A 12,705-nucleotide genomic window follows, 5' to 3' on the forward strand; every position below is an offset into this window, starting at 1 on the left:
ATAAAAGCGCGGTTATTTTAAAGAATTTCTAAGCGTGACGCAAAAGCAAATAGTACTTTAATTGCATGTATTTTCCTTTTGCATCACAAATAGTATGTCTTACTGACCTTTAGCAGCTGCAATTTGAGCAGCAACTTCAGCAGCAAAATCTTCTTCTTTCTTCTCGATACCTGCACCAACTTCCATACGTACAAAGCCAGTAACTGTTGCGTTTTTCTCTTTAAGAATTTCGCCAACAGATTTTTTCGGTTCCATGATGAAAGCTTGACCAGTAAGAGAAACCTCACCAGTAAATTTCTTCATACGACCAACAACCATCTTCTCAGCGATTTCAGCAGGCTTGCCTTCATTCATCGCAATATCGATTTGTACTTGCTTTTCTTTTTCAACAACATCAGCAGGTACGTCATCTGGCGTTAGGTAATCTGGGTTTGAAGCAGCAACGTGCATTGCAACGTGCTTAAGTGTTTCTTCATCAGCAACACCAGCAACAACAACACCAATACGCTCGCCGTGACGGTACTCAACTAGTTGTTCACCAGTGATGTACTGAAGACGACGTACATTGATGTTTTCACCAATTTTAGTTACTAGCTCAACACGGTCTTCTTCGAACTTAGCTTGTAAGTCTTCGATAGATGTAGTGTCAGCGATAGCAGCATCTGCAACTTTGTTAGCAAATGCTAGGAAGCTTGCATCTTTAGCAACGAAGTCAGTTTGACAGTTAACTTCTACAAGTACTGCAACACCCGCGTTTTGCTTGATGATAATAGTACCTTCAGCAGCGATGTTACCTGCTTTCTTAGCAGCCTTTGCAGCACCGCTCTTACGCATGTTTTCAATCGCTAACTCGATGTCACCATCAGTTTCAGTTAACGCTTTTTTACAATCCATCATGCCAGCGCCAGTACGCTCGCGTAATTCTTTAACTAGGGCAGTAGTTACAGCCATTAGTAAATCCTCAAATCTGAAATCAGGTTTAGATAAGCGGGTTACCCGCTCCACAAGAATAGCAAGTCTTCACCTTTAAAAGATGAAGACTTGATGACAGCTAATTACTCAGCTTCTACGAAGTCATCTTTTTCAGCTTGAGCAACGATGTTACTCTCACGGCCTTCAGTGATCGCAGCTGCAACAGCACTAGTGTAAAGGTTGATTGCACGGATAGCATCATCGTTACCAGGTACGATGTAATCAACACCGTCTGGGTTAGAGTTAGTATCAACGATTGCAACAACTGGGATACCTAGGTTGTTAGCTTCACGGATAGCAATGTGCTCGTGGTCAGCATCGATTACAAAGATAGCGTCTGGAAGGCCACCCATGTTTTTAATACCACCAAGGCTCTTTTCAAGCTTTTCCATTTCACGAGTAAGCATTAACGCTTCTTTCTTAGTTAACTTCTCGAAAGTTCCGTCTTGGCTTTGAGCTTCAAGGTCTTTAAGACGCTTGATTGATTGACGAACTGTTTTCCAGTTAGTCAACATGCCGCCTAACCAACGGTGGTTAACGAAGAATTGATCGCTTTGTAAAGCAGCTTCTTTCACTGCTTCGCTTGCTGCGCGCTTAGTACCAACGAAAAGAACTTTACCTTTGTTTGCAGCAGCACCAGATAAAAACTTAAGTGCAGTGTTGAACATTGGTACAGTTTGCTCAAGGTTGATGATATGTACACGGTTACGTGCGCCGAAGATGAAAGGCTTCATCTTAGGGTTCCAGTAACGTGCTTGGTGACCGAAGTGAACACCAGCTTGAAGCATATCGCGCATTGAAACGTTTGCCATTTTGTAAATCCTCTAAGTTGTTTAGGGTTAGGCCTCCACATATCCCATAGCACCAACACCGCAGTTAAATGAAACTGAAATGCACCCAAGTGTATGTGACGATACGTGTGTGTGTTAAAATAAAATTGTGTTTGCCTTAAATACAAAAAATCATTTAAGAATTTATTTGTAAAAAGACGGCGCGCTTTATACCATATTAAAAATAAATACTCAACGTCTCGTGCAAAAATTGTGCGACGATAATCATCTAAAAACGCAACTTTGGAGCCTCAATGAGCGCTGTGATTAAGACCCCTGAAGAAATCGAGAAAATGCGTGTAGCCGGCCGTTTGGCTGCTGATGTGCTAGAAATGATCGAACCACATGTGGTACCAGGTATCACCACCGATGAGCTAAATACAATTTGTCATGATTATATTGTTAATGTGCAAGATGCCGTTCCTGCTCCTCTTAATTATCATGGTTTTCCAAAATCAATTTGTACCTCAGTAAACCATGTAATTTGTCACGGTATTCCGAACGACAAAGCATTAAAAGAAGGTGACAGTGTAAATATTGACATCACCGTTATCAAAGATGGTTACCACGGTGACACATCAAAGATGTTTCATGTAGGCACGCCTAATATTCAGGGTAAACGCCTTGCAGAAGTTACTCAAGAAAGTCTATACCTTGCCATTAAAATGGTAAAACCGGGTGTTCGCCTTGGTGATATTGGTGCCGCTATTCAAAAATATGCAGAGAGCTTTAACTACTCTATCGTCCGTGAATACTGCGGCCATGGTATCGGCAGCGAGTTCCATGAAGAACCACAGGTAATGCATTACGGTAAAGCAGGTACTGGCGAAACATTAAAAGCAGGTATGTGTTTAACCATCGAACCTATGGTAAATGCGGGCAAACGCCAATGTAAATTACTTAAAGACGACTGGACTGTGGTAACAAAAGACCGTAGTTTATCCGCTCAATGGGAACACACCTTACTTGTAACTGAAAATGGTGTTGAAATTTTAACACTACGATCAGATGATACAATCGATAGAATTATCGAGCACTAATTAAGTGCGCACTTAATCGCGGTAGTAACAGGCTTTGCCTGTATATCGCTTAAGTGGTTTGCTGTAAGGGGGTAACATAACTTATTGCCCTTACAGCAAATATATTATAAAAATAAATTTCAACTTACAATGCAGTCCATATAGGAGCCAGCCTAAGTGGCATTACCTAACAAAGTAAAAAAGTTGCTCAATGATGCTGAGCAATTAAGCGATTACCGTGATTGCTCCGCCTATTTCTATAAATGGTTGCATAATGAATTCTCAAAACAACCTGTTGGTAAATTAATTAATGCCCGTGCAGAATTTATTGACCGGCTGCTAATCAAACTTTTTCAGGTTTATGATTTAGCTCACGAACCAGACTTGGCTTTAATTGCAGTAGGTGGTTATGGTCGTGGCGAGCTACACCCCTACTCTGATATAGACTTTTTATTACTTGTTACGAAACAGCCTAATGATGATATTTGCGAAAAAATCGGCCAATTCGTTACTATGTTATGGGATCTTAATCTCGAGATAGGTCATAGTGTTCGTACTATTGAACAAGCCATAGATCAAAAACGTGAAGACGTTACCTTTGCCACCAGCTTATTAGAAAGCCGTCTTATTTTTGGCAATCATATTGAGTTTGAAAAACTCAAAAACCATATTATTGAAACGCCGGTGTGGGGCTCAGGTGAATTTTTTGTCGCAAAAGTACAAGAACAAAACTTGCGTCACAGAAAGTGCCACGGTACTGCCTACAATTTAGAACCAAATATAAAAGAAAATCCAGGGGGTCTTCGCGACCTGCAAACTATTATTTGGGTCGCTAAAAAGCACTTTAGGGCCGAAACTCTGCAAGAGCTAATTAGCCACGGCTACCTGACCCATGAGGAATATCAAGAGCTGTTAGAGTGTCTTGAAAATTTATGGAACATCCGCTTTGCACTGCATTTAGCCGCAGGACGTTCAGAAAATCGCTTATTGTTTGATCACCAACCCCAAGCTGCAGAAATTTTAGGTTTTGGTAGTGATGGTAAAGCCTCGGTTGAACGCATGATGAAGCGTTTATTCAGAATCATGAGCCGAGTACGTGAGCTTAACCAAATGTTGCTTTCGTACTTTGAGCAAAGTATTTCGCCAGACAGCAGCCAAGCGACCGTTGAAGAACTCGATCGCAACTTTGAGCGCGTTGGCCATCAAATTCGGGTTAAAAGTCCGTCAGTATTCTTTAGGCGCGACCAACTTTTTGTGTTGTTTGAGCATATTGCTGACCACCCAGAAATTACCCATATATACCCAAGCACTATTCGCACTATTCGTCAGGTTCGCCGTCGTTTATTAGGCGATCTACAAGACTACGCGGCCTGCCGAGAAGCTTTTTTACGCATTATAAAGCATCCTAATGGTATGGGGCGTGCTTTTACGCTGATGCACAAACATGGCATGATTGCCGCCTATTTGCCGCAGTGGCGAAATATCTTTGGGCAAATGCAATTTGATTTATTTCACGCCTACACAGTTGATGAACATACCCACAAGCTAATCAATAATATTTATCAGTATTTTGATAAAACAGGAATTAGCGAATTCCCAATTTGCAGCGAAATTGTCACGCGCATGGATAAACCTGAGCTGCTGTATTTAGCCGGTATTTTCCACGATATTGCTAAGGGCCGTGGTGGCGATCACTCTGAACTGGGCGCTGTTGATGCCATTGCCTTTTCTAAATTGCATGGCTTTGCATCATCCGATGGTAAGTTAATTTCTTGGCTTGTTGGCAACCACTTGCTTATGTCGGTAACGGCGCAGCGTAAAGACATAAACGACCCAGATGTAATAAAAGATTTTGCATCGCGCGTAAAAACAGAGCGCCAGCTCGATTATCTCTATTGTTTAACGGTCGCCGATATACGTGCCACCAATGACAACTTGTGGAATGACTGGAAAAACACGCTACTACGTGAACTTTACTTGCATACACAACGTGCTTTGCGCCTTGGGCTTGAAAACCCAATGGATCAACGCGACCAAATTCGAGATAAAAAGCATCAAGCGAAGCAGCGCTTGATTAATATGCATTACCATGAAGATCAAATTGACTTAATTTGGAGTCGCTTTAAGGCTAATTACTTTACCGCCTTTAGTGAACAACAAATTTCGTGGCATACAGAGCACTTGCTCAAATGCACCGACTTGAGTCTACCCAGTGTTATTGTCTCTAATAAGGCAATGCATGGCGGTACTCAAGTATTTGCTTACAGTCCTTACTCAGGTGCGTTATTCGCTCGATTAGTCAGTGTTATTGGCTCTAAAAAAGCACAAATTCAACATGCCCAAGTACTCACCACCAAAGATGGCTACGTACTATTTAACTTCGTTATTTTAGAAGTTAATGGCGACCCAATTGCCAGTAGCCGTGCACAATCTATTAAACGCGGATTAGAGCAAGCATTGAATGATCCGCGTAAAAAAATACGCTTCAAAAAGAGCCGTTCACAACGTTTTAAAGATTTTAATATTAAGCCTAAAATTGTACTACGCCCGCACCCTCGTAAGGATCGTAGTTTAATAGAAATTCAAGCGGTTGATATACCTGGACTATTAACTAAAATAGCCGAGGTTTTTCAAGCTTACTTACTCCACATACATGCCGCACGCATTACCACGGTAGGCGAGCGCGCAGAAGATTTCTTTGTGGTATCTAATAACGAATATCAAGCGCTGACTGATGAAGAGCAAGCAAAAATTCATCAGGCATTACGTAAAAAACTCAACGCCGAAATTGAATAAGAGGACACTATGTCAGATTTAAAAACCATGATTGAAAATGCGTGGGATAACCGCGACAGTATTAGCCCAGCAACCGTATCAAGCGATGTTAAACAAGCAATTATTGATGCACTTGAGCTACTAGATAGTGGCGCAGCGCGTGTTGCAGAAAAAATTTCTGGCGAATGGGTTGTTCATCAATGGCTTAAAAAAGCCGTGCTACTTTCATTTAGAATTCGTGAAAACCAGCCAATGAATGATGGCGTAAATCAATTTTACGACAAAGTACCGCTTAAATTTAGCGACTACACACCAGAACAGTTTCAACAAGGCGGCATGCGCGTAGTACCAAACGCCGTAGCCCGTAAAGGCAGCTTTGTAGGGAAAAATGTTGTGCTAATGCCATCGTATGTAAACATTGGCGCCTACGTTGATGAAGGCACTATGGTTGATACATGGGCCACGGTGGGCTCATGTGCTCAAATTGGTAAGAACGTACACTTATCAGGCGGTGTGGGCATAGGTGGCGTTTTAGAGCCGTTACAAGCAAATCCTACCATCATTGAAGACAACTGTTTTATTGGCGCTCGTTCAGAAATTGTTGAAGGGGTTATTGTTGAAGAAGGTGCGGTTATTTCAATGGGTGTTTACATTAGCCAAAGTACCCGTATTTACGACCGTGAAACCGGTGAAATTCATTATGGTCGCGTACCAGCCGGTGCCGTTGTGGTTCCGGGTGCACTGCCTTCAAAAGATGGCACGCATAGTTTGTACGCTGCGATTATTGTGAAAAAAGTTGATCAACAAACCCGTGAAAAAGTAGGTATTAACGCCCTGCTTCGCTCAATTGATGATTAAAGAGCAGTTTTTAGCTGTAAGCACTGAATAAGTTGATGTTAAACGTAGGTTAGGTTGAGTAAAACGAAATCCAACGATACATTAAAGTTAAGTGTATTCGCTAGAATTAATTATATGTAGAAAAAGCCCTGAGCTTATATAGGTTTAGGGCTTTTTTAGTGATTTTATAATACCTTTGCTCAACACTTGTACCTTTTAATGGCGTTGCTTTGTTAGATACCTGCATCTATAGTGAATAGCTGAATGATTCGATTGTTGGGGATAAGTTGTTGCGCCTTTTCGTTATAGGTTGGTTGGTGTTAGTAGGTTCAACGCAGGCTATGGCTAATGATTTTACAACGTTTGAAGCTAAACTTAACGAAGCCGAAGATTATCTTGTTGTTAATCCTGCACAATCAATAATTATTCTTGAGAACCTCAAAGAGCTAGATAAGGCTCCTGCTGCGTTATTTATTCGTTGGCATTTGCTTTATGCCCGCACAGCCGTCCCCACCAGCCATTACGATCGGCTTTATAAATCGATTGACGCTATATTTCAGCATCATCAAGCTGACTATTTCAAGCAAAAATTAACCCCCATTATGAGTGCCTTGGGCATATGGCTGCGCCATGCTGAATATTTAGACGATGCCCAGCTCTCATTTAAATGTGCTTATAAATATGCGCACAGCGATCGCCAACGACTCACCCTTACTAACAGTATGGCGCTGGTTGCTCGCTCGCAAAATGACTTTGCAAAAGCTCGCGCCTTATATACCGATAGCCTTGAGCTCACCACACAATTAAAGCTTCCTAATGTAACAGCACTTATAAAAAGTAATTTAGGCTACTTAGCGCTTGATGAAGGGAATGTTACTGACGCTGAACGCTACTTTAGAAGTGCATTAAGCCTTAATCAAAATCTTGATAAACGTGCAGGACAGATTTCGACTGGGCTGAATTTATTAATGATCTTTTTAATTCAAGAACATCAGGTTAACTATGAACGCCTCTACACTCCAACGGCAACGTTAACTCATGCATTCCCCAACGAGGCTAAACAAGCACAGCTACTTTGGCTTGAACTAGGCTACAAAAACTTAACTGGTGAGTTTATAAGTCAAAAAGATAAACATCAGCTGCAAGCAGCATATGAGCAATTAGAAAGCGATAAAATGAAACAGCTAGTAGCACATTATCTGGCTAAAAAGCTTGATGTTACTTTAACCCTTCTCGACCCCATTACAGCTAAAGAGTTCACTAGCCCTTGGTTTAGTCTAGTAAAGCAATGTAATTGGGAGAAAAGTTTATAGCTTAAATTCATAAGCGTTCAGCAGAGCTAAGTTAAACACCGATGAAATCAATACAAAGCTGCTTGTCACGGACTCTAAATTAAAAAGGTATGGTTATCAATTTGCTAACTCTTATCGTTAACTTATATTCACTCTGTTACCAATAATATTGGTATATAAAACAAGCAACTGAATTAGCCAATAAACGAAATATATAATAAGGTGGTCAGGCATACTTGAAAGTTAGCAATTAATATTAAGGACTAATATGACAAAAACTGCTTTACGCTCAACTATTTTGCTACCTGTATTTTTACCTGCAGTATTTATTATTCTACTTTTGGTGATTGGTACAAGTAGTAACCCTGAACTCGCTGGTCAGGCATTCAGTGTCGCCCTCAAGTGGATAACAGAAACCTTTGGCTGGTTTTATATGTTATCAGTCGCTATTTTCTTGGTTTTTATCGTGTGTGTTGCCGCCTCAAGTTGGGGAAACATCAAGCTAGGCCCTGATCACGCTCAGCCACAATATAGCTTTGGTGAATGGTTTGCCATGCTGTTTTCTGCCGGTTACGGCGTGGCGTTACTTTATTTTGGTGTAGCCGAACCGGTACTGCATTATGCATCTCCGCCATCAGGCGCCGCTGAAACTGTGGATGCCGCCAAGCAAGCAATGCAAATTGCCTTTTTTCATTGGGGATTCCATATTTGGGCTATCTATGGAATTGTTGGTTTAGTGCTGGCTTATTTTGCCTTTCGTCATGGTCTGCCATTGTCTATTCGCTCTGCCTTGTATCCACTTATTGGTGATAAAATATATGGCCCTATAGGCCATACCGTTGATGTATTTGCCATACTAGGCACCTTGTTTGGTATTGCGACCACGCTCGGACTTTCGGTGACTCAAATTAATGCGGGGCTACACTACTTATGGCCCGATATTCCTATTAATACCACAGTACAAATCTCAGCAATCGCTATTATTACCGCCGCAGCAACGCTCTCTGTAGTTGCCGGAATGGATAAAGGGGTAAAACGTTTATCAATAGTGAATATGACCTTAGCCGTTTCATTAATGGCCTTCGTATTTTTTATTGGCCCAACGATTCATATTTTAGAGTCGTTTTTACAAAATACTGGTAGTTATCTTAGTGGCATAGTTGAGCGCACCTTTAACTTACAAGCTTATAGCCGCAGTGACTGGATTGGTAACTGGACTTTATTTATATTTGGCTGGACGATTGCGTGGGCGCCGTTTGTCGGCATGTTTATCGCAAAAATTAGCCGCGGCAGAACCATCAGACAATTTGTTGTTGGCGTAATGTTAGTTCCTACCATTTTTACTTTTTTATGGTTCTCAGTGTTTGGCGATACAGCACTGAATTTAATAATGAATGAAGGCTTTGACACACTAATCGGTGATGTACAAGCAAATCATGCCGTGGCATTATTTCAATTATTTGAAGTGTTACCGCTCTCATTTTTTATTTCGCTACTCACGGTTATTCTAATAGTTACCTTTTTTGTTACCTCATCTGATTCCGGCTCTTTAGTCATTGATTCACTCGCCTCTGGTGGAAATATTAATACGCCAGCTTGGCAACGCGTGTTTTGGGCGGTACTTGAAGGCGCTGTGGCTGCTGTTTTATTAGTGGCAGGTGGCTTAAGTGCACTGCAAACCATGACCATAGCCAGTGCGCTGCCCTTTGCTATTATTATGCTAATTGCCACCGCTGGGCTTTGGCGGGCTTTAAGAATTGAAGGCCATCGCGATACCAGTCTACAAGCACATTCACTCAATGGTCGTAATATTGATCTATCCCATTGGAAACGCCGTTTAGCTGCTATGGTTAATTACCCTAATAAAGAAAAAGTACATACTTTTATTGGCAGTGTAGTTGTTGAGGCAATGAAAGCCGTACAAGCAGAATTGAAATCTCGACAATGGCATGCCGTGGTCGAATTTGATACTGATTTAGGACGCGCTCATTTAACTGTACTACGCCATGAGCATGTGGATTTTGTTTATGATATTCGCCTTACCGAGCACCCTATGCCGAGCTTTGCTTACTCAGAACTACGACCAGATAATGATAATACTGAAATGTATTATAAGGCTGATGTATTTTTACGTCGTGGTGGTCTGTCGTACGATGTTTATGGCTACAATGAAGATGATATTGTGAAGGATATTCTTGATCAGTTTGAGAACTACTTACACTTTTTAGGTAACAGCCCAGGCGAACTACCTTGGGATATGGCTGAGCATGATGACATGTTAAACGCAGATAAAACCTAATTAACTAACCACCCATAAAAAAAGGCACTTTGCAGTGCCTTTTTGTTTACTCAAATCTAATTAATTACAGCGCGTTAAATACATCATCTGTTTTAGCCGCGCAAATAAAGTCGTTTTTATGCAAGCCTTTAATTGAATGGCTCCACCAAGTCACGGTTACTTTGCCCCACTCAGTTAGTAAACCAGGGTGGTGACCTTCGTCTTCGGCCATATCACCTACCTTATTAGTAAACGCAATGGCTTGTTTAAAGTTTTTAAACTTATAAACGCGCTCTAACTGCATAATACCATCACGTACTTCTGGCACCCAATCAGGGATTTTTTTAATTAAATCAGCCAATTCAGCATCAGATACTTTTGGTGCATCTGCATGACAGGCTTCACATTTTTGTGCACTTAATGAAGACATTTTAAATCCTTAGTTTAGCGTTACTTTTTTAAAAATTAACTAGCTAATTTTTCTTTTGGGGGAAACTTAGGGTCGTGCAAACCAAGTGATTTAGCTTGCTCAACTAAAGTCATTATATCCATTTGAGATATTTCAAACAGGTCATGAATCGAATTAATCGTATAATACAATGGTTGCATAATATCTATACGGTACGGTGTACGCAGTACATCTAGCACATTCATTGGATTAATCTCTGGTGTATCTGAATACACGTATTGGGTTTCCCCTGGGCTTGATAAAATACCACCGCCGTAAATACGTAATCCTTTTTCGGTTTGCATCAAACCAAACTCAACGGTAAACCAGTACATGCGTGCTAAATAAACGCGATCTTTCTTCTCTGCCGCGTATCCTAGTTGCCCGTACTTATGGGTAAATTCAGCAAAGTCAGGATTGGTTAGCATGGCACAGTGACCAAATATCTCATGAAAAATATCGGGTTCTTGTAAATAGTCAAATTCTTCACGGCTACGAATGAAGGTCGCTACAGGAAATTGCTTGTTAGCGAGTAACCTAAAAAACTCATCAAAATCGATAAGTGCAGGTACAGGTGCAACTTGCCAACCTGTGGTTGCTAATAGCACTTCGTTTAGTTCACTAAGCTGTGGGATGCGATCATGAGGCAGATTGATTTTTTTCAACCCTTCCATGTACTCATCACAGGCTTTGCCTTCAATGCACGCAAGTTGGCGTGCTACAAGCTCAGACCAAATTTTATTTTCTTCATCGCTCCAATGTATAACCCCATTTTCATCAGGTGTTTTGGAGGTGTAATTACTTGCTTTAGCCATAAATACCTTCTTTGGGATGAAACCCTAAACCGGTGTCAAAATAACAGCCAAATGCTTGGCTATTCGATGTAGCCATACTATGCAAAAGTGAACAAAAGTTTAATAGCTTGACGCAGATCAAAACTTTTGCAGATCACACTGATCGTAAATTTATAATTACAACAAAGCAAAGATAAAAATACACACCATGCTTATTGGCACCTACAGATAGAAATACGCGTAAACATTAAATTACACCTCAAGATATTTTAGTAAATGCTTGGTTGAGATCGTTAATAATATCGTTAACATCTTCAAGTCCAACTGATAAACGAATTAAACCATCACTAATTCCAGCTGCTAGTCTTTCTTCGGGAGTGTATGGCGAATGCGTCATCGATGCAGGGTGTTGAATAAGCGTTTCAGCATCACCTAAGCTAACCGCTAATGTGCACAGCTGCATACTATCAATAAACTGCTCACCATCGGTTAAGCTCCCTTTAATTTCAAAGGCAATAACACCACCAGCCGCTTTCATTTGCTTACCAATATACTTGTAACCTAGGTGAGACTTAAGCCCAGGGTAATACACTTTATTTACTTGCGGATGAGCTTCTAAATACTCAGCAATCGTTTGCGCACTTTGGCAATGGCGTTCTACGCGAATAGCTAAAGTTTTTAAGCCTCGGTTTATTAACCACGCATCGTGAGGACTAATAGTGGCACCAATATCTTTAAGCACGGTCATTTTAATCTGTGTAATATGCTCAAGTGAACCACACACAATACCCGCGACAACATCGCCGTGACCATTTAAATACTTGGTCGCGCTATGCATTATAATATCGATACCGTACTTTTTTGGTGACTGCAGCAGCGGGGTTAAAAACGTATTGTCGACCACACTCAGTAAATTATGCTGTTTAGCAACATCGCCAATAAGTGCTAAATCAATCACTGCCATGGTTGGATTGATTGGTGTTTCTACAAATATCATTTTTGAGTTAGGTTTAATGGCTGCGCGCAGTTCACTCTCATTGGTCATATCAACAAAGGTGACTTCAATTCCCCATCGCGGCAACATATGCGCAAAAAAAGCAAAGGTGCAGCCATACAGAGCGCTTGATGCAATTAAGTGATCGCCTTGCGATAGGAAGCTTAGTACCGAAGCGGATACCGCCCCCATGCCTGTAGCCGTGGCGGCGGCGGCCTCACAGCCTTCTAATTGCGCTACTTTTTGTTCAAGTTCAGTGGTGGTAGGGTTACCCAAACGCGTATAAATATAACCGGGCTCATCGCCAGCAAACCGTGCAGCACCCTGCGCGGCATTTTCAAAATGAAAAGTCGATGTTTGGTATAATGGCGACGTTAATGCGCCATGTGGATCGTTGGCTTTTTGTGGGCCATGAATACATTGGGTGTGTGGATGATGCTTGCTCATTGTGTGCTCTCGTTTTTAT

The 12,705-nt window shown here is 41.2% G+C and carries 10 protein-coding genes; 5 read left to right on the forward strand and 5 right to left on the reverse strand.

Annotated features, from left to right (window positions below; all coding sequences use genetic code 11):
* Positions 1–99: 99 nt before the first annotated feature.
* Both tsf and rpsB read right to left on the reverse strand, forming a co-directional pair.
* Positions 100–951: a translation elongation factor Ts gene (gene tsf / locus AC27JR_RS12240; RefSeq protein WP_010388114.1), complete on the reverse strand. Its 852-nt coding sequence runs from the start codon at positions 949–951 to the stop codon at positions 100–102.
* 104 nt (positions 952–1,055) lie between these two features.
* The gene (gene rpsB, locus AC27JR_RS12245) at positions 1,056–1,784 is read right to left on the reverse strand and encodes a 30S ribosomal protein S2 (RefSeq protein WP_008110990.1); all 729 of its coding nucleotides are present in this window, start codon (positions 1,782–1,784) and stop codon (positions 1,056–1,058) included.
* 272 nt (positions 1,785–2,056) lie between these two features.
* Between rpsB and map the strand changes: the two genes are divergently transcribed.
* The 5 genes from map (at position 2,057) to AC27JR_RS12270 (ending at position 10,024) form a co-directional block, all read left to right on the forward strand.
* Positions 2,057–2,842 carry a type I methionyl aminopeptidase gene (gene map, locus AC27JR_RS12250; RefSeq protein WP_010388111.1) on the forward strand — a complete coding sequence of 262 codons (786 nt, stop codon included), beginning with the start codon at positions 2,057–2,059 and terminating at the stop codon, positions 2,840–2,842.
* A 156-nt stretch (positions 2,843–2,998) separates the two neighbouring features.
* Positions 2,999–5,617: a [protein-PII] uridylyltransferase gene (gene glnD, locus AC27JR_RS12255; protein WP_008110992.1), complete on the forward strand. Its 2,619-nt coding sequence runs from the start codon at positions 2,999–3,001 to the stop codon at positions 5,615–5,617.
* A gap of 9 nt (positions 5,618–5,626) precedes the next feature.
* Positions 5,627–6,454: a 2,3,4,5-tetrahydropyridine-2,6-dicarboxylate N-succinyltransferase gene (dapD, locus tag AC27JR_RS12260; protein WP_008110994.1), complete on the forward strand. Its 828-nt coding sequence runs from the start codon at positions 5,627–5,629 to the stop codon at positions 6,452–6,454.
* A gap of 320 nt (positions 6,455–6,774) precedes the next feature.
* On the forward strand, positions 6,775–7,746 hold the full coding sequence (locus tag AC27JR_RS12265; RefSeq protein ID WP_487173756.1) for a tetratricopeptide repeat protein: 972 nt from the start codon (positions 6,775–6,777) through the stop codon (positions 7,744–7,746).
* A 247-nt stretch (positions 7,747–7,993) separates the two neighbouring features.
* On the forward strand, positions 7,994–10,024 hold the full coding sequence (locus tag AC27JR_RS12270; protein WP_487173757.1) for a BCCT family transporter: 2,031 nt from the start codon (positions 7,994–7,996) through the stop codon (positions 10,022–10,024).
* 64 nt (positions 10,025–10,088) lie between these two features.
* Here the strand turns inward: AC27JR_RS12270 and AC27JR_RS12275 are convergent, their stop codons facing one another.
* From AC27JR_RS12275 to megL, 3 genes are all read right to left on the reverse strand, one after another.
* Complete coding sequence (locus AC27JR_RS12275) at positions 10,089–10,433, reverse strand: 4a-hydroxytetrahydrobiopterin dehydratase (RefSeq protein WP_131691346.1); 345 nt, start codon at positions 10,431–10,433, stop codon at positions 10,089–10,091.
* 35 nt (positions 10,434–10,468) lie between these two features.
* Positions 10,469–11,266, reverse strand: a complete 798-nt coding sequence (phhA, locus tag AC27JR_RS12280) for a phenylalanine 4-monooxygenase (protein WP_008111003.1) — start codon at positions 11,264–11,266, stop codon at positions 10,469–10,471.
* Positions 11,267–11,504: 238 nt separating this feature from the next.
* Positions 11,505–12,686, reverse strand: coding sequence for a methionine gamma-lyase (gene megL, locus AC27JR_RS12285; RefSeq protein WP_487173758.1), 1,182 nt, complete (start codon positions 12,684–12,686; stop codon positions 11,505–11,507).
* Positions 12,687–12,705 lie beyond the last annotated feature (19 nt).

The organism is Pseudoalteromonas sp. NH0006-26 (assembly GCF_057552415.1).

Excerpts from the sequence above, each read along its gene's own strand:
- tsf (WP_010388114.1), bottom strand. The coding sequence starts at position 951 with ATGGCTGTAACTACTGCCCTAGTTAAAGAATTACGCGAGCGTACTGGC.
- rpsB (WP_008110990.1), bottom strand. The coding sequence starts at position 1,784 with ATGGCAAACGTTTCAATGCGCGATATGCTTCAAGCTGGTGTTCACTTC.
- map (WP_010388111.1), top strand. The coding sequence starts at position 2,057 with ATGAGCGCTGTGATTAAGACCCCTGAAGAAATCGAGAAAATGCGTGTA.
- dapD (WP_008110994.1), top strand. The coding sequence starts at position 5,627 with ATGTCAGATTTAAAAACCATGATTGAAAATGCGTGGGATAACCGCGAC.
- AC27JR_RS12265 (WP_487173756.1), top strand. The coding sequence starts at position 6,775 with ATGGCTAATGATTTTACAACGTTTGAAGCTAAACTTAACGAAGCCGAA.
- AC27JR_RS12270 (WP_487173757.1), top strand. The coding sequence starts at position 7,994 with ATGACAAAAACTGCTTTACGCTCAACTATTTTGCTACCTGTATTTTTA.
- AC27JR_RS12275 (WP_131691346.1), bottom strand. The coding sequence starts at position 10,433 with ATGTCTTCATTAAGTGCACAAAAATGTGAAGCCTGTCATGCAGATGCA.
- phhA (WP_008111003.1), bottom strand. The coding sequence starts at position 11,266 with ATGGCTAAAGCAAGTAATTACACCTCCAAAACACCTGATGAAAATGGG.
- megL (WP_487173758.1), bottom strand. The coding sequence starts at position 12,686 with ATGAGCAAGCATCATCCACACACCCAATGTATTCATGGCCCACAAAAA.